This is a genomic window from Nonomuraea spiralis (assembly GCF_014648435.1).
In the GTDB taxonomy this organism is placed as follows: Bacteria; Actinomycetota; Actinomycetes; order Streptosporangiales; family Streptosporangiaceae; genus Nonomuraea; species Nonomuraea spiralis.
In genome coordinates this window covers 497,344-513,828 of the sequence record NZ_BMRC01000003.1, presented here as the reverse complement: position 1 = coordinate 513,828, position 16,485 = coordinate 497,344, and the positions used below count along the sequence as shown (strand labels likewise).

Here is a 16,485-nt window from a genome sequence, read left to right as displayed (position 1 = left end):
TAAGGTTAGGCTGACCTAAGGTTTATGAGTGGGGGTGAGCGGGCTCATGTGGCATGCGGCGGTCGCCCTTCCTGATCCCGCCCGGCCGTTCTGGTTCGGGTTGCCGTACTGGCTGGTGGGGGCCGTCCTCATCCTCGCGTTGTTCGGAGCGTTCCAGGTCTATTACTGGGTGGGCCGCAAGCTCGGCGAGAAGATCCACGAGTCGCGGGTCGGCAAGCGGCTGGGCCGTGAGCGCATCGAACGCATCGAGCGGGTCGTCGAGAAGTGGGGCGCGCTGGCGGTCTACGGCTGCTTCTGGGTGCCCATGCTGCGGCACACGCTGCCGTGGGTGGCGGGCGCCCTGCGGGTGTCCTATCCCTGGTACGTGGTGGCCAGCGCGCTCGGCTGCCTGACCTGGGCGCCCATCTGGTGGTTCGGGCTCACGGCGCTGGTGTGGGGCTGGCTGGAGCTGGCCGCCCACTCCCCCGTCAGCGCGGTGGTCGCGCTGCTCGCGGTGGCGGCCTGCGTGGCCTGGTTCTTCGTCCGCCGCCGGCGGCCGGCCTCGTCCTAGAGGGCGGCCGGGGCCTGGTCGTCGATGGCGGCCTCGGGAGCGTTCCTGCGTACGGTCTCGATGCCGTTCACGCAGGCGGCCTTGCTCGGATAGCCCTCGCCCACGGCCAGCGTCTGCCCGTTGTTCGCGACGAGCGCGAAACGGAACGTTCCCCGCTCGTCCTGGCTGATGACGAACCTGCCTGCCACTCGCCTCATCTCCCCGCGGATGTCGGATCTATCAAGCATTTACCCCCAAGTGAGGGTGACTTACGGCCGAGTTTCGCAAATCAACCCTTGATCTCCTGCGAACATATCTGGCATGCGTATTGGGGGTTTCATAGGCTCTGCCGTACTCGCCCTGGTTGTGGGGGTCTCTTACCCGGCGTCCGCCGCGTGGGCCGCCGACGCGCCGGCGGTGAAGGCGACCTCGGCGTACGTGGTGGACTCGACGGGCACGGTCCACTTCCGCAAGCGGGAGACGCGGCGGGTCCCGGTCGCCAGCCTCGTCAAGGTCATGACGGCCTACGTCGTCCTGAACGAGGGCCGGCTGACCGACACGATCACGATCACCGCCGCCGACGTGAAGCACGCGACCAGCAACGGCGCGACCACGGCCGGCCTGAAGAAGGGCGAGCGCCTGACGGCCAAAGACCTGCTGTACGGCCTCATGCTCCCCTCGGGCGCCGACGCCGCCAACGCCCTGGCCAGGCAGTACGGACCGGGCAAGACCGCGTTCGTGGCCAAGATGAACCGGGCCGCCCGCTCGCTCGGCCTCGCCGACACCCGCTACACCAACCCCGACGGCCTGCCCACGCCGGCCGCCGGCGGGTACTCGACGGCGGTCGACCAGGTCAAGCTGGCGCAGCGGGCGCTGGCCGACCCGATCTTCCGCACGGTGGTGGGCACCCAGGTGCACAAGACCGCCAAGACGGCCGTGCACCGGGCGCACACCTGGCGCAACTCCAACAAACTGCTCGGCCGCAGCGAGGACGTGCTGGGCGTCAAGACCGGGTACACGAACGCGGCCGGGTACTGCCTGCTGTTCGCCGGTGAGCGGGCCGGAAGACGCGTGGTGGGCGTCCTCCTCCACGACGGTGACGAACGCCGCTTCGCGACCGCCGAACGGTTGCTCGACTACGCGGGCGAGCAGATCGCCGGCGGCTGAGGGCAGGAAGGTCAGCCGAAGGTGAGCCGGCCCGCGGCGGGAAGCCTGCTCAGGCCGCCGGTCGCGCAGCCGAGGATGCCCATGGCGGGCGTGATCCCGCCGCCGACGCGCTCGCGGGCGAGCGGCCCCGAGACGACCGTGCCCGCCAGGAAACTGTCGGCCGGGCTCTGGGTGGCCAGGCGGTCGGCTCTCGTACGCACCTCGGAGGTGCCGACGGGCCGGCCGTCGACGCCGAACCAGGTGATGCGGAGGGTGCCGTGGACGTGCCTGGCGCTCGTGCAGGAAGCCTGGCCGACGCTCTTCAGGGTGACCCAGCCGGAGCGCAGGTAGGGGGCCGAGCCGTCGCCCGACAGGCAGCCGGTGAGCTGGAGGTTGCCGCGGGCCGAGACCGGACGCGCGGTCAGGCCGATGCGCGGGGTGAAGGTCAGCGGCCGGCCTTTGGGGGAGCTGACGGCGCAGGTCAGGGCGGCGCCCTCGGCGGCGGGCCGGGCCCGCGGGAGTGCCTGCGTACGGACGGCCGTCGGCGCCTGCGGGGCCGCCCACGCGCAGGGGGCCGTCACGGCCGCGGCCGCGATGATCCAGGCCAGCTTCACGGGACCCCTCCGTCGGTCGCTTGTTGTGATCGTCCGATCACATCTTGCCGCATCCCCGTACGGCGGCGGGCCGCTGCCGGCGTTGTCGCCCGAGAGATGAGCAATGACCGATCCCCACGAGATAGCGGCCCGACCCGGTTCGGGATTATTTCCCGGCCCGAAGCCGACCCCCGGCCGATTCACGCAGATAGGGTGGGGAATCTACCTCTCCGCAATAAGGAAGATCATGGCGGAATTCATCGAAGTCCGCACGACGATCGAGGGCCACGAGCAGGCCGCCGCGCTCGCGCACGGCATCCTGCTCGCGGGGCTGGCAACCTCGATCGACATCGCGGAAGTCCCGTCCATGGAGACCGGGATCTCCTGGCAGATCACGCTCATCACGCCGCAGACGCAGGCCGCCGCGCTGGCGGCGCACATCAGGGCGAACGGCGGGCACGGCCCGATCGACTCCCAGCCGGTGCTGCACGACATCGACGCCCGTCCCGACTGGCTCGCCGAGGAGACCGACCACCCCTGACCGGCTACCGCGGCGGCTGCTCCCACTCCCAGATCGGCACCTCGCGCAGCGGGTGGAGCTGGTCGTCGGTGTCGGCGTGGGAGTTCTGGAGCGCCACCTGGGTGCCGAACTCCACGTGCGAACGCAACGAGGCCCGGAACGGCTCGTCGGCGGGCAGCCCGGCCGTGTCGGCGGCCAGCATGTACAGCTCGACGAACCTGAGCCGCTGGGCCTCCTCGATGCGCAGCCCTCGATGCGCGTCGATGAGCAGCGGGAAGCCGCCCATCTCCGCCGAGAACGTGTCGGGGCCGCCGAACGTCTCGGCGGTGAAGGCGGTCAGATTGTCCACATGGCTGGCCTTGCCCGTGCCGAACAACGGCTGGAGCAGGGGGTCGGCCAGCAGGCTGCGATAGAAGATCTCGATGAAGCGGCGTAAACCCTCTTCGCCGCCCGCGTGCTCATATAGCGTCTCCATGATTACATGGTTACACGGCTGGTCGGGGCACCGCCAGGCCCACGTCCGAGCCGCTCTCCCGCCGCTCCGGCCAAGCCGGGATGAAATCCCGGCAACCGCGTCGCGCCCCTCGTCCTCCGCGCCCGTGCGCCGCTTAACCTGCGAAAACACCAGCACAAGACAGCAGGAGCACAACATGGGGATCGTCATCGTCGACCGCGCCGGCTGGAACGCCCGCCCGCCCAGGGACCCGGCGGACGTCGAGCACGTCCCGTTGTCCGGGCGCACCGAGTTCGTCGTGCACCATACCGAGACCCCGGCCGACCGCACGCCGAGGTCCATCCAGGACTCGCACATGGACGAACGCGGCTGGAACGACATCGGCTACAACTTCCTCGTACGCGACGACGGCACCGTGTACGAGGGCCGCGGCTGGCTCGTCCGCGGGGCCCACGCGACCGACCACAACGTCACCGGGATCGGCTGCGCGTACATCGGCATGAACCAGCCGACCGAGACGGCCAAGAGGACGATCCGCGCCCTGTACGACGAGGCGTGCGCCAGGACCGGCCACGAGCTCGCCAAGCGGGGCCACAGCGACGTCGGCAACACCGACTGCCCCGGCACCACGCTGCTGGCCTGGGTGACGGCCGGCATGCAGGTCGCCGAGGACCTGGTGTGAGCCGAGGACCTGGTGTGAGCCGGTGACGGTCAGCGCTCGGCGGCGACCGGCGCCGAGCGCATCAGCCCGTGGCAGGCGATCGCCGCCGCGGCCACCACGTTGAGCGAGTCGACGCCGGCGTCCATCGCGGCCGGGCTCATGGGGATGCACACCGCGCGGTCGGCCTCGTGCAGCCAGTGGGAGGACAGGCCGTCGCCCTCGGAGCCGAGCAGGAGCGCCACCCGCTCGCCCATCGCCACCCGGTCGATCGGGGTCGCGGCCTGGTCGGGGGTCAGCGCCAGGGTCTGGAACCCCGCCTCGCGCAGCCGGCCGAGGCCGGTGTACCAGTCGTCGAGCCGGGCGTACGGGATCGAGAAGACCGCGCCCATCGAGACCTTCACGGCCCGGCGGTAGAGCGGGTCGGCGCAGCGCGGCGACAGCAGGATGCCGTCCACCCCGAGCGCGGCGGCGCAGCGGAAGATCGCGCCGACGTTGGAGTGGTCGACCAGGTCCTCAAGGACCAGCAACCGGCGGGCGGAACCCTTGATCAGGGCCTCGGCCGAGGGCAGCGGCAGGCGCCGCATGGAGGCGAGCGCGCCGCGGTGGACCGGGAAACCCGCGATGCCGGACATCAGCTCGTCGCTCACCTCGTAGACCGTGGCGTCGCCGATGACGTCGGACAGGGACTCGTACCAGCGCCTGGTGGTCAGGACCGAGCGGATGGGGTAACCGGCGGCGATGGCCCGCCTGATCACCTTCTCCCCCTCGGCGAGGAACAGGCCGCGCTCGGCTTCCAGGCTCTTGCGCAGCTCGACGTCCCGCAGCCGGGTGTAGTCGGCGAGTCGGGGGTCGTCGGCGTCGAATACGTAGTCAGGCACCTTCCGATACTGCCACGCGCCGCCTGACCTGCCAGACGATCGCATAACAGGCCAGGACGGCGGACAGGCCGACCACCGTGCCCGCGCCCGTCTTGGTGACCACGCTCCTGAAGCCCAGCGCGGGGTTGGGCTCGTCCACCAGGGGCCACACGAGGGCGCCGGCGACCGTGCCGAGCGCGCACGCGGCCAGCACGGCCCACCGTACGGCGGGCGACGTCCGCAGGCGGCCCGGCACGTCGGCCGCCGACATCCGGGACAGCGCCCGCCAGGCCCACCACACGACCACGGTCAGGCCGACGGCGGAGGAGGTGTACTGCAGCACGCCGAAGAGCTTGGTCGTGCCATAGACGGGCGTGTCCAGCCACGTGCCCCAGCGGGCGGCGGAGTAGGAGTGGGTGAAGGAATCCCAGAACACGTGGGTGGCCGCGCCGATCACGCCGCCCGCCACGACCGGCAGGAACCTGGGACGTCCCGGCCGCAGGAGTGCGGCGCGGCCCGCCAGCGACGGCGGCAGCAACGCGATCAGCGGGTCGCGCAGGACGAGGTGGAACAGCGGCAGGAGCACCAGCACCGCGGCCAGGTCGAGCGTGAGCACGCCCGTCCAGGAGTGCCAGTCGCCGTACACGGGCAGGAACGGCAGGAAGATCGGCAGGTCGGGCACCATCGTCCCCAACGCGAGGGCCCACGGATCGGCGAGGCGCCGCCCGCGTTCGGAGGCCACCAGCGGCAGCACGGCGGCGATGTGACTGGGCGTGAACGGCACGATCCCTCCCCCGGACGCGATCACCGCCATTATCCGGTGAATCTTGAACATCCTTTGCCGCACAGGGCTTAAGGTCACCAGAAGTGATGGGTACGTTACGTAACGCTGTCGACGGCCGGATAGCCGGGAGTTCGGGGGTTCATGGTGCCTGACCAGCGGATTCATGAGCATCCGGCCGCGACGGCCGAGTGGCTGCGGGCCGCCCGCGCCGCCCGTGCCCTCTCGGTGGCCACGCTGGCCTGGCTGGCCGTGGAGAGCACGCTCGGCCTGGCCGCCGGGCTTTCGGCCCATTCCGTCGCGCTGATCGGGTGGGGCCTGTCGGCCTTCGCCGAGGCGGCGGCCAGTTTGATCGTGGTGTGGCGCTTCACCGGCGCCCGTACGCTCTCGCCGAACGCCGAGAGCACAGCCAGGCGCGCGGTCGCGGTGAGCTTCTGGTTGCTCGCCCCCTACCTCGTCGTGCACGTCGCGCACGACCTCGACGCCGGTCACCGGGCGACGCCGACCGTGCTCGGCATCGTGGTGACGACGGTCAGCCTGGTCAGCATGCCGGTGCTGGGGCTGGTCAAGCGGCGGCTCGGGACGCGGCTGGCGTCGGCGGCCACGTCCGGAGAGGGCACCCAGAACCTCATCTGCGCCGCCATGGCGGCCGGCGTGCTGGCCGGTCTGTGGCTGAACACGCTGGGCTGGTGGTGGGCCGATCCGGTCATGGCGGTGGCTCTCGCAGCGGTCGCGGTGCGTGAGGGAGCGCGTGCCTGGCGCGGTCACGCATGCTGCCACTGACCGTTACTCAGCGCGATAGGCGCACCAAAAGAGCGGTTTTGCCACACAGAGCCCACCGAGTATCGTTCCCGGAGTATTGCGGAGCAACTCCCGCTAGGGTCTCCGGAAGGTCTCAACACACCTAAGAGGACATCGTGGGGCGACACCGCACAGACGAACTCGACGGCGGCTACCGAGCCCAGGAACCCCCCTCCCGCAGAAAGTCCGTCAGCGGGCGTGGCAGGGTGCTCGTACCGCTGGCCGGGGCCGTCGCGCTGGCCGTGCTCCTCGGTGTCGCGGCGTTCGTGATCTTCAACCGCGAGCACGACTGCTCGGCCGGCAAGCTGCCGCTGCGCGTCGTCGCCACCCCCGACATCCAGCCCGCGCTGAACAAGGTCGCCACCAACTACAACAAGGCCATGCACTCGATCGACAGCAAGTGCGTCGAGGTCACGGTGACGCGGGAAGGCGCGGCCAAGACCGCGAACGGGCTGGCCGCGGGCAAGGCGAACGCGGATGTGTGGGTGGCCGACTCCAGCCTGCTGGTGGGCAACGTGCGCAACTCCCCCGCGGGCGCGGCGCTGCCGCAGCCGGCCGGCTCGGTCGCCGTCTCGCCCGTCGTACTGGCGACCGCCAAGTCGTCGGCGGCGAAGTTGTCCGGCAGCCTCACGCCGAGCTGGGCCGGCATGATCGCGGCGGCGAACGTGGCCAACCCCGACGGGCCGGGCAAGAAGGTCCGGGTGCTGGCGCTCGACCCGCAGAAGAACTCCGCCGGGCTGGCCGCGCTGCTGGCCGCCGCCTCCTCGGCCAAGGAGGCCGGGCAGAACAAGGCGCTGGTCGGCGCGCTGAAGGAGATCTCGGGACAACTCGCCTCCGACCCGTCGGCGCTGCTGGCCAGCCTCACGGTGAAGTCGGGCAGCAGGGTGCCGGTCGGCGTCGCCTCCGAGCAGGCCGTCTACGCCCACAACGCCAAGAAGCCCGAGGCCCCGGTGGTCGCCCTCTATCCCAAGGAGGGCACGCTCAGCCTCGACTACCCGCTCACGATCGTCACCAAGGACCCGGGGGTCCAGAAGGCGGCCGCGGACTTCAAGCAGGACCTCGAGACCGACTCGGCCAGGAAGACCCTGCGCGACGCGGGCTTCCGCAGCCCCGACGGCAAGGCCGGCGACGCGCTGTCGAAGGAGAAGGGCTTCGTCCCGGCGAAGCCGGAGGCGCTGCCCAGGCCCGACGCCAAGACCGTGGCCTCGATGGTGCAGACCTGGTCCCGGCTCAACCTCGGCACCCGCCTGCTCACCCTGCTCGACGTCTCGGGCACGATGGGCCTGCCCGTCCCCAACACGAACATGACCCGGATGCAGGCCATCAACAAGATCGCCATGGAGGGCCTGGGCCTGTTCCCCGCCGACTCCGAGATCGGTCTGTGGACGTTCTCCACGCATCTGGACGGACAGGGCAAGGACTGGAAGGAACTCGTCTCCGTCGGGCCGCTCACCGAGTCGACCGACGGGGTGCTGCGCAAGCAGGCGCTGGTCAAGGAGTTCGGGCTGATCCAGGCCAAGCCCACCGGCGACACCGGGCTGAACGACACCATCAAGGCGGCCTACGCCGAGCTGACGAAGACGTACCAGGAAGACAAGATCAACACGCTGCTGATCCTCACGGACGGCGCGGGCAACGACGACCCCGACGGCGGCGTCGCGAACGCCCAGATCCTGCAGTACCTCAAGAAGACCTACAACCCGAAGCGGCCGATCAGCATCCTGCTCATCGCCTTCGGGCCCGAGGCCGAGGCGGGCAGGAAGCAGATGGACGCGCTGGCCAAGACCACCGGCGGCGAGGCGTACATCGCCAAGGACGTCCTCCAGGTGCGTGACTTCTTCCTCCAGGGCATGGAACGCCGGCTCTGCGCCCCCGACTGCGACGGCTGAGCCACTCCCGTCACAGGAATCACGAGGTCATGCCCGTTCGGCATGATCCGGGCCGTACCGGTCAACCTGGCCGATCGAGGCGGCGTCCTCTCCCGCGTGGGGGCCTTGAGCGCCCGTTTCGCCCGCGGGGAGGGGAATCCGTGCCTGGATGGCCGACGATCGGCCGCGCCGACGACCAGGAGCTGGTCGAGGCTCTGCGGCGGGCCGACACCGATGCTCCCGCCACTCTGTACGACTCCTACGGCGAACGGCTCTACGACTACGCCCTCTCCCTGATCGGCGACCGGGAGGCGGCCGCCGACGCCGTGCACGACGCTTTGGTGACCGCGCAGGGCTGCGTGGAGCGACTGAAGGAGCCCGGCCGCCTGCGCGCCTGGCTGTACGCGCTGACCAGGTTCCAGGTACGGGCCAGGATGGCGCACCGCAGCACCCCGCCCGGCGGCGTCCCGCGGGTCGAGCCCGCCGGTGCGCCCGACGCCGAGCTCGCCGAGCTGGCCGGGCTGGTCCGCGAGACGCTGGGCGAGCTGAGCGGGAACGAGCGCGAGATCGTCGAGCTGTCGCTGCGGCACGGCGTGACGCCTGCGGAGGTGGCCTCGGTGCTGGGGCTGACCTCCCGCCAGGCCGCCACACGGCTGCGCCGGGCCCGCGACCAGCTGGAGAACGCCGCCGCGGCGGTCGTACTGGCGAAGACGGGCCGCGCGCACTGCCCGGACCTGTCGGCGATGGTGGACTCCTGGGAGGGGCCGCTCACCCCGCTGCTGCGGCGGCGGTTGTCCGCGCACATCGCCGGGTGCGAGGTGTGCACCGAGGGCAAGCACCGGCGGGTCTCGGCCACCCGCCTGCTCGGCCTGGTGCCCGTGGAGTTCCCGCCGCTCTCGCTGCGCCGCCGGGTGATCGACACGTGCGTCAACCCTCAGCGGGACCAGACCAGGACGCTGATCACCGACCGCGGCGACAACTTCGACAGGACCGGCTTCCCCGTGGCCGCCGAACGGCGCTCGCGCCGCCGCCGGCCGCGCCGCCTCGGGCCGGTGGTGCTGGCCGGCGCGTGCGTGCTGGCCGCGACCGGGGCGGTCGTCGTGATGAACGGCGCCGACAGCGGGCGGACCGCGCCGGCCGCGATGCGCCAGGCGCCCACGCCCGCCCCCTCCGCCTCCGCCTCCCCCTCTGTTGACGAGCGGACGGTCACGCCGGAGCCGGCGCTGGACGACGAGCTGACGCCCGAGCCCACGCCGAGCCCGAGCGCCTCGAAGACGTCCGCGCCGGCCGCGCCGACGACGCGCCCGACGGCCCGGCGCTCCGGCGGCAGGCCGGCCGTGCCCACGACCGGCCGTCGCAGGCCCGTACCGGTCGCCCGGCTCGGCACGTCGTGCCCTGCCTCGATCGAGGGCGCGGCCAAGATCAGGATGCGGGCGCGCAACGCCTCGGTCTCCTGGGTGGCGACCGCGTCCCAGGGGCTGGACGTGTTCCCCGCCACCGGTTCGATCAAGGCGGGCGGGTCGGTGTCGATCTGGGTGACCGTCATCGACCCGAGCGCCGCCGGCCGCGGCCGGGTCTCTTTCACCTCGAACGGCGGCACCGCCAGTTGCTCATTGGCCTGGAACGCCGACCGCGCCCCGCAGCCGGACCCGCCCTCGGACCCGCCGGCCTCCCCCGAGCCGTCCGAGGCGCCGAGCGAGACCCAGGCCTCGAATCTGGACGCAGCACCCCAAGGGTGACGAACAACCCCCAGGCCAGAAGCGACATAACGGGATAAACCGGACCCTGGCTCGAACATCATAGGCCACATAGGGCATTCTGGTTAGCTTGGGGAACACGCCTGGAAACCCGGAGTGACCACGTCATGTGGCGGACGTCACATGAGAAAGTTCGCCATGCCGGTGAACCTCGGCGGGCCCCCAAGCGTCGGCATTGACGTGTCCGGACACGGATTGGTCCCATGAAATGCGATCAACCATGTCTTAACCAGAAAGATCAGGAGAGAAACAGGAGATGCTCAAGCACCGCAGAGCGCTGGCATGGCTGCTGGCACTCGCCTGCATAGCGGGAGCCGTAGTCGCCTTGTTCGACCTCGACACCCCGCTACGCCCGCTCCTGATCTCCTTGTTCCTTCTGGTCGTCCCAGGGGCCGCGGTGGTGGGACTGTTGCGCGATCGTGACCCGCTTGCCGCACTATCAGTAGGAGCTGCGGCCAGCCTCGTCCTGAACGTGCTCCTCGCCGAAGCCATGCTGCTGTTCAACGCATGGTCGCCCAGAGCAGGGGTGGCGACGGTCGCCGTGCTCGGAGGGTTCATGTACGTGCTTCGCGTGTTGTACCGGGGGAAGAACATGCAGACCGAACAGGGGGCCAGGGCAAGGTGAACATCCAGGTAGTACGCCCGAGAGACCTCGGCGACTCCGAACGCGCCCGATGGCGTGAGCTACAGAAGGCCGACCCCAGTCTGGACAACCCGTTCCTTTCGGTCGAGTTCGCCGTAGCGATGGACCGCCTGCGCGACTACGTGAGGGTGGCGGTCCTCTCCGACGGGAACGGCATCGCCGGTTTCTTCCCGTACGAACGGCACAGCTTCGGCATCGGCAAGCCGCTCGGCGGCTTCCTCACCACCTGCCATGGCCTGATCGCGACCCCCGAGCTGCGGATCGACGCGAAGGACCTCCTGCGCGCCTGCAAGCTCAGCGTCTTCGACTTCGACCACATGGTCGCCGGCCAGCCGACGTTCGCCCCGTACGAGGCCGACGTGCGCCCGGCCCCGGTGATGGACTTCACCTCCGGCTTCGACTCCTGGCTGGAGCAGGTCAAGTCCAACTCCCCCAAGAACCTCAAGACCGTCCGCTACAAGGAGCGCAAGTTCGGCCGGGAGCAGGGCGGGCTGCGCTTCGAGTGGAACGCGACCGACCCGGAGGTCCTGCGTACGCTCCTGGCCTGGAAGTCCGACCAGTACCGGCGCACCGGCCGGGTGGACCGGTTCGCCCAGCCGTGGATCGTCGAGCTGATCGACATGATGCATGCCGAGAAGTCATCGGACTTCTCCGGCATCCTCACCATGCTTTATGCCGGGGACGTCCCCGTCGCGGGCCATTTCGGTCTCCGTACCGCCACGACGCTTGTAGGGTGGTTCCCCGCCTACGACACCGAGTACGCCCGATACTCGCCCGGCATCGTCCACCATCTGCAGATGGCCGAGGCCGCCGCGAACGACGGGATGCACATGGTCGACATGGGCAAGGGCGGCAAGGAGTACAAAGACTGGCTCAAGAGCGGGGTCCTGTACGTTGCCGAAGGCCGCATCTCCCGCCCGTCCGCGACAGCGGCGGTGCACTGGATGGGCCGAACTCCTTTCAACAAAGCTCGAACAATCGTCATGGATCGACCGTCTCTTTATAGGGCGGCCGACCGCGTCCTCAAGGGCTTTGGTCGGGTGCGCACCTCGATGCAGCAGCAGCAGGAGTCACCCAATGTAGTCAAGGAACCAACGGGAGCGGGCTGAGCGCTCCCGGTACCACCCCCGGCACCAGCACACACCCTCACTCCACAGGACCCTTCAATGCTCCGCTCGTCGGCTCCGCCATTCCCGCAGCACCCGGGGATGACTCCGTGCGGTAGGCAGGGTCGGGCCCCGGAAGGATATCCCTCGCCATGAGTCCCGAGATCACCAAGCACAACGGCAAGGCCCAGAAGTCGCCCTTGCGTTCCATGCCTCCCCCGTCCAGCTTCACGCCGGTCACACCTCACCTGGCCATTTCCCCAACGGTGAGCGTGGTCGTCCCGGCGATGAACGAGGCCGAGAACCTCCCGCACGTCTTCGCGACGATCCCCCAGTGGGTCGACGAGATCGTGCTCGTGGACGGCAACTCCGTCGACGACACGGTCGCGGTCGCCAAGCGCCTGCGGCCCAACGTCAAGATCGTCACGCAGACCGGCAAGGGCAAGGGCGACGCCCTGTCCGCCGGCTTCGCCGCGTGCACCAGCGACATCATCGTGATGATCGACGCCGACGGCTCGACCGACGGCCGCGAGATCATCTCGTTCGTGGGCGCCCTCGTCACCGGGGCCGACTTCGTCAAGGGCTCGCGCTACGCCGCCGGCGGCGGCAGCGACGACCTGACGCTCAACCGGCGGCTCGGCAACAAGGTCCTCACGGGCATCGTCAACGTCATGTACAAGACCAGCTACACCGACCTGTGCTACGGCTACAACGCGTTCTGGGCGCGTCACCTCGACGTGCTCGACCTCGACTGCGACGGCTTCGAGGTCGAGACCCTGATGAACGTGCGGGCCGCCAAGGCCGGGCTGAAGGTGCACGAGGTGCCGAGCCACGAACGCAACCGCATTCACGGCGAGAGCAACCTGCGTGCCGTACGAGATGGCTTCCGTGTGCTCAAGACGATCCTGAAGGAGTGGCGCCGCCAGCCCTCCGACCCTCAGCCTGAGCCCACCGCCACTCCCGCCGCTGACCGAGGCGTCGCGTAAGAGGAACCGTTGTGAACACGTCTGTTGTCATCTGCGTCTACACCGAAGAGCGCTGGGAGGACATCAGGCAGGCAGTCGAGTCGGTCGAGAACCAGACACGCCCGGCACACGAGCTGATCCTGGTGGTCGACCACAATCCGGACCTGCATCTGAAGCTCAAGCGCGCCTATCCACAGGCCATCGTGGTGGAGAACACGCACGAGCAGGGGCTGTCCGGAGGCAAGAACACCGGTGTCGCCACGGCGACCGGTGAGATCGTCGCGTTCCTCGACGATGACGCGGTCGCCGATGCGGGGTGGCTGGAGGCTTTGGAGGAGGGCTTCCAGGTATCCGGTGTTGTGGGCGTGGGCGGGCGTACCGACCCGTTGTGGGCGTCCAAGCGCCGGCCCCGCTGGTTCCCGTACGAGTTCGACTGGACGGTCGGGTGCACGTACCGCGGCATGCCCGCGGTACGCGCGCCCATCCGTAACGTCATGGGCGGCAACGCCGCCTTCCTGCGCGAGGTCGTCGCCGAGGTCGGCGGCTTCCACAGCGGCATCGGCCGCAGCGTGCAGGGCCGCAAGTCGCGCCCGCTGGGCTGCGAGGAGACCGAGTTCTGCATCCGGCTGAGCCAGCGCAAGCCCGGCTCGGTCATGTTGTTCGAGCCCCGCGCCGTCATCGGGCACAAGGTGTCCAGGCAGCGCGAGGGCTTCGCCTACTTCAGGTCCAGGTGTTACGCGGAGGGGCTGTCGAAGGCCCTGGTCACGCGGGAGGTCGGCACCCAGGACGGGCTGGCCAGCGAGCGTGCCCACGCCATGAAGACGCTGCCGCTCGGCGCGCTGCGCGGGGTGGGCGACGCCCTGCGCGGCGACGTGGCGGGCCTCGGCAGGGCCGCCGCGATCGTCGTCGGCCTGGCCTGGACGACCTGGGGTTACGTGGTGGGTACCGCACGGCTGAAGGTGGCACGCTCATGATCCGCATTCCGATCCTGATGTACCACTCCGTCAGCGACACCCCCAACGACGAGACGCGCCCGCACGCCGTCCGGCCGTCCGACCTGTCCGAACAGCTCGCGTACCTGTCGGAGAGCGGGTTCACCGCGCTCACGCTGGGCGACCTGGTGGCCGCGCTGAACAAGATCGACGGCCGTACGGTGCCCGACAAGCCCATCGTGCTGACCTTCGACGACGGCTACGCCGACTTCCACAGCCAGGCGCTGCCCCTGCTCGACCGCTACAACTTCCCGGCCACGGTCTTCCTGACCAGCGGCTGGGTGTCCGACGCGGGCAAGGACGCCGCGGGCCGGCCGCTCGACGACATGTTGTCGTGGGGCCAGGCCCGCGAGGCCGCGCAGACCGGCATCGAGATCGGCGGCCACAGCCACAGCCACCCGCAGCTCGACCAGCTCCGCACCGACGAGCTGCGGCAGGAGCTGCGCCGGAACAAGGGCCTGCTGGAGGAGAAGATCGGCGCGCCGGTCGCCACCATGGCCTATCCCTACGGCTACTCCAGCGCCAGGGTCCGCCACGAGGTGCGCAAGGCCGGCTACTTCGCCGCCTGCGCCGTGAGCAACACGATCGCGGCCGACCGCCACGACATGCTCGCCATCCCCCGCCTGACGGTCGGCAAGCCGACGACCATCAGCATGTTCAGACGCGCCGTCGAAGGCAACGCCGTCCCGCTCATCTACCTGCGCGAACGCATCCTCACCAAGGGCTACGCGGTCGTCCGGCGGACGAGGTACGGACTGCAACGGGTGCGCGGAAATGTCTAGCCTGCGGGAAAAGATCCTCCGCGACCTCAGCAATCCGCTCTTCCGCCAGGGTTACGCCCTGATGGCCAACACGGTCGTCACGGGCACCCTCGGTATGGGCTACTGGCTGCTGGCGGCGCACTTCTACACCCCAGAGGAGTTCGGGCGCGGCCAGGCGGTGATCACCGCGATGCGGCTGTTCGCCTCGCTGACCGCGCTGGGCTTCGTGGGCGCGCTGGCCCGCTTCCTGCCGGTGGCCGGGCGGCGCACGCCCGAGCTCATCCTGCGCGGCTACGGCCTGGCCGCCGCCACGGGCGGGGTCGCGGCGCTCGGCTTCCTGCTGACGCTGCCGCTGTGGGGGGCGACGTACTCGGTGCTGGCCGGGTTCGGGCCGGGGTTGTTCTTCCTGGCCTCGGTGCTGGTGTGGGCCGTCTTCACCCTCCAGGACGTCGTACTGACCGGGTTGCGCAAGGCCACCTGGGTGCCGGTCAACAACCTGGTGTTCGGCCTGGTCAAGATGGGACTGCTGGTCGCGCTGGCCGGCGCGCTGCCCGACGGCGGGATCTTCGTCTCGTGGATGATCCCGACCGCGCTCGCGCTGATCCCCGTCAACTGGCTGATCTTCGGCGTGGTGGTGCCCCGGCACGTCAAGAGCGTCGGCGCCGCCCAGGAACCTCCCAAACTGCGGCAGATCGGCCGGTTCCTGGCCGGTGACTTCCCCGGGACGTTGTCGATCCTGGCGATCGTCTACCTGGTGCCCGTGGTCGTGGCGACCAAGGTGGGCGAGGCCACGTTCGGGCGTTTCTCGATGGCGCACACCCTGGCCAGCATGATCGAGCTGCTGGCCATGAACATGGCGGTGTCGCTGACGGTCGAAGGCTCTTTCGATCGTTCCAAGCTGGCGCTGAACTGCCGGCGGGCGCTGCGGCGCGGCTTCATGATCGTGACGCCGATCATCGTGGTCGCGTTCCTCGGGGCGCCGTTGATTCTGACGATCTTCGGCGCGCAGTTCGCCGACGAGGGCTCGACGCTGCTGCGGCTGATGGCGCTGGCCGTACTGCCGCGGGTGCTGATCGAGGTGTACCTGAGCGCGCTGCGGGCCCAGAGCCACGCGCGCACGCTGGCGCTGGTGCAGATCGGGCTGGCGGTGCTGGTGCTGGTGTCCACGGTGGCGCTCTTCCCGACCTTCGGGGTGAACGCGGTGGGTTACGGGCTGCTCTTCAGCGAGCTGCTGGTGGCACTTTTGATCTTCGGAAATCTTCGCAAAATTCTCAATTTTGGTGAAACTGGACAGCCGACTGTCACTCAGGGGTCGTCCGGGGCCGCATGATGGTCAACGTGAGGCAACGGGACGGCGATGGCATGACTAAGGGGAAAACCGGCTCTTCGGACGTTCGCAAGGACGCCGTGGAGGAGACAGAGGCGCCCTTCGATCCGGAGGCCACGGGTGTGATCCCGCGGCTGACGTTCGACACCGGGCAGGGCGGCGCCTCCGAGGACCCCGCGGATTCCGAGGAGACGTCGGAGCCCCCGGCGGAGGTGAACGCCGACACGACGACGGCCTTCCGCATCCCCGGGACCGTGCACATCGGCCGTCCCCCGACGGCCGACGAGCCGTCGTCTTCGGCGTCTTCGTCGTCTTCGGCGCCTTCCCAGGCGTTCGCCGAGCGGGACAAGGCTGAACCGCCGACGGTCGCCGGGCCGAACGCGTTCACGTCCGCGCCGCCGCATGCGGGTGGAGCTGCCCCGGCGGGCGACGCGCCCGCGAAGGAGGCGTCCGGTTCGGAGAGCGCGGCCTCGGACGGTTCGGCCTCGGCTCCGAAGGGGGCGTCCAGCGCCGGCACCATGCCGATGCCCACAAGCACCCCCACCCAGGGCGCGCCGGACACAGGCACAGACGCGGGCACTTCGAGTCCGGCGGGTTCGGGCTCGGCCGGCGGTGTTCGCGGGACCGGTGGCCGGACGGCCGGCGCCGATGGGAACAGCGCCAAGACGGCCGGCGCCAGTGGGAGCAGTGCCAAGACTGCGGGTGACGGCGGAGCCGGTCCGAA

19 protein-coding genes are annotated in these 16,485 nt (G+C 69.9%); 13 read left to right on the top strand and 6 right to left on the bottom strand.

Going from position 1 to position 16,485, the window contains the following annotated elements; translation table 11 throughout:
• The first annotated feature begins 34 nt into the window (after window positions 1-34).
• Window positions 35-550 (top strand): DedA family protein, encoded by a 516-nt coding sequence (locus tag IEZ27_RS09745; protein ID WP_229823785.1) that lies wholly within the window; start codon window positions 35-37, stop codon window positions 548-550.
• On the opposite strand, the gene IEZ27_RS09740 is transcribed toward IEZ27_RS09745, so the two are convergent.
• On the bottom strand, window positions 547-738 hold the full coding sequence (locus tag IEZ27_RS09740) for a YegP family protein (protein ID WP_125637282.1): 192 nt from the start codon (window positions 736-738) through the stop codon (window positions 547-549). The two genes, IEZ27_RS09745 and IEZ27_RS09740, sit on opposite strands and share 4 nt — an antisense overlap.
• 157 nt (window positions 739-895) lie before the next feature.
• On the opposite strand from IEZ27_RS09740, the gene IEZ27_RS09735 reads away from it, so the two are divergent.
• Window positions 896-1,696 (top strand): D-alanyl-D-alanine carboxypeptidase family protein, encoded by an 801-nt coding sequence (locus IEZ27_RS09735; protein ID WP_229823783.1) that lies wholly within the window; start codon window positions 896-898, stop codon window positions 1,694-1,696.
• Window positions 1,697-1,707: 11 nt separating this feature from the next.
• On the opposite strand, the gene IEZ27_RS09730 is transcribed toward IEZ27_RS09735, so the two are convergent.
• On the bottom strand, window positions 1,708-2,289 hold the full coding sequence (locus IEZ27_RS09730) for a hypothetical protein (protein WP_189646883.1): 582 nt from the start codon (window positions 2,287-2,289) through the stop codon (window positions 1,708-1,710).
• A gap of 226 nt (window positions 2,290-2,515) precedes the next feature.
• Between IEZ27_RS09730 and IEZ27_RS09725 the strand changes: the two genes are divergently transcribed.
• Window positions 2,516-2,809 (top strand): hypothetical protein, encoded by a 294-nt coding sequence (locus tag IEZ27_RS09725; RefSeq protein WP_189646882.1) that lies wholly within the window; start codon window positions 2,516-2,518, stop codon window positions 2,807-2,809.
• Window positions 2,810-2,813: 4 nt separating this feature from the next.
• Here IEZ27_RS09725 and IEZ27_RS09720 read toward each other — a convergent pair whose 3' ends face one another.
• Complete coding sequence (locus IEZ27_RS09720) at window positions 2,814-3,263, bottom strand: group II truncated hemoglobin (RefSeq protein WP_189646881.1); 450 nt, start codon at window positions 3,261-3,263, stop codon at window positions 2,814-2,816.
• 175 nt (window positions 3,264-3,438) lie between these two features.
• On the opposite strand from IEZ27_RS09720, the gene IEZ27_RS09715 reads away from it, so the two are divergent.
• Window positions 3,439-3,924 carry an N-acetylmuramoyl-L-alanine amidase gene (locus IEZ27_RS09715; protein ID WP_189646880.1) on the top strand — a complete coding sequence of 162 codons (486 nt, stop codon included), beginning with the start codon at window positions 3,439-3,441 and terminating at the stop codon, window positions 3,922-3,924.
• A gap of 29 nt (window positions 3,925-3,953) precedes the next feature.
• On the opposite strand, the gene IEZ27_RS09710 is transcribed toward IEZ27_RS09715, so the two are convergent.
• Both IEZ27_RS09710 and IEZ27_RS09705 read right to left on the bottom strand, forming a co-directional pair.
• Entirely contained in the window at window positions 3,954-4,781 is an 828-nt protein-coding gene (locus tag IEZ27_RS09710) for a TrmH family RNA methyltransferase (RefSeq protein WP_229823781.1), read from the bottom strand.
• Window positions 4,774-5,544 carry a DUF4184 family protein gene (locus IEZ27_RS09705; protein ID WP_189646878.1) on the bottom strand — a complete coding sequence of 257 codons (771 nt, stop codon included), beginning with the start codon at window positions 5,542-5,544 and terminating at the stop codon, window positions 4,774-4,776. Before IEZ27_RS09705 ends, IEZ27_RS09710 begins: the two co-directional genes overlap by 8 nt.
• Window positions 5,545-5,685: 141 nt before the next feature.
• On the opposite strand from IEZ27_RS09705, the gene IEZ27_RS09700 reads away from it, so the two are divergent.
• The 9 genes from IEZ27_RS09700 to IEZ27_RS09660 all read left to right on the top strand — a co-directional run bounded on the left by IEZ27_RS09700 (window position 5,686) and on the right by IEZ27_RS09660 (window position 15,764).
• A complete protein-coding gene (locus IEZ27_RS09700) occupies window positions 5,686-6,324 on the top strand; it encodes a cation transporter (protein WP_189646877.1) in 639 nt (212 codons plus the stop codon).
• Window positions 6,325-6,458: 134 nt separating this feature from the next.
• Window positions 6,459-8,231 (top strand): substrate-binding and VWA domain-containing protein, encoded by a 1,773-nt coding sequence (locus tag IEZ27_RS09695; RefSeq protein ID WP_229823779.1) that lies wholly within the window; start codon window positions 6,459-6,461, stop codon window positions 8,229-8,231.
• A 140-nt stretch (window positions 8,232-8,371) separates the two neighbouring features.
• Window positions 8,372-9,949: an RNA polymerase sigma factor gene (locus IEZ27_RS09690; RefSeq protein ID WP_189646876.1), complete on the top strand. Its 1,578-nt coding sequence runs from the start codon at window positions 8,372-8,374 to the stop codon at window positions 9,947-9,949.
• Window positions 9,950-10,223: 274 nt separating this feature from the next.
• On the top strand, window positions 10,224-10,592 hold the full coding sequence (locus IEZ27_RS09685; RefSeq protein WP_125636955.1) for a hypothetical protein: 369 nt from the start codon (window positions 10,224-10,226) through the stop codon (window positions 10,590-10,592).
• Window positions 10,589-11,719: a GNAT family N-acetyltransferase gene (locus IEZ27_RS09680; protein WP_189646875.1), complete on the top strand. Its 1,131-nt coding sequence runs from the start codon at window positions 10,589-10,591 to the stop codon at window positions 11,717-11,719. The genes IEZ27_RS09685 and IEZ27_RS09680 overlap by 4 nt, the downstream gene beginning before the upstream one ends.
• A 149-nt stretch (window positions 11,720-11,868) precedes the next feature.
• On the top strand, window positions 11,869-12,702 hold the full coding sequence (locus IEZ27_RS09675) for a glycosyltransferase family 2 protein (RefSeq protein WP_125636957.1): 834 nt from the start codon (window positions 11,869-11,871) through the stop codon (window positions 12,700-12,702).
• An 11-nt stretch (window positions 12,703-12,713) separates the two neighbouring features.
• Window positions 12,714-13,655: a glycosyltransferase family 2 protein gene (locus IEZ27_RS09670; protein ID WP_189646874.1), complete on the top strand. Its 942-nt coding sequence runs from the start codon at window positions 12,714-12,716 to the stop codon at window positions 13,653-13,655.
• Window positions 13,652-14,455: a polysaccharide deacetylase family protein gene (locus IEZ27_RS09665; protein ID WP_125636959.1), complete on the top strand. Its 804-nt coding sequence runs from the start codon at window positions 13,652-13,654 to the stop codon at window positions 14,453-14,455. The genes IEZ27_RS09670 and IEZ27_RS09665 overlap by 4 nt, the downstream gene beginning before the upstream one ends.
• Window positions 14,448-15,764 carry a lipopolysaccharide biosynthesis protein gene (locus IEZ27_RS09660; RefSeq protein ID WP_189646873.1) on the top strand — a complete coding sequence of 439 codons (1,317 nt, stop codon included), beginning with the start codon at window positions 14,448-14,450 and terminating at the stop codon, window positions 15,762-15,764. The genes IEZ27_RS09665 and IEZ27_RS09660 overlap by 8 nt, the downstream gene beginning before the upstream one ends.
• Here the strand turns inward: IEZ27_RS09660 and IEZ27_RS09655 are convergent.
• Window positions 15,736-16,293: a hypothetical protein gene (locus IEZ27_RS09655; protein ID WP_189646872.1), complete on the bottom strand. Its 558-nt coding sequence runs from the start codon at window positions 16,291-16,293 to the stop codon at window positions 15,736-15,738. The two genes, IEZ27_RS09660 and IEZ27_RS09655, sit on opposite strands and share 29 nt — an antisense overlap.
• Window positions 16,294-16,485 lie beyond the last annotated feature (192 nt).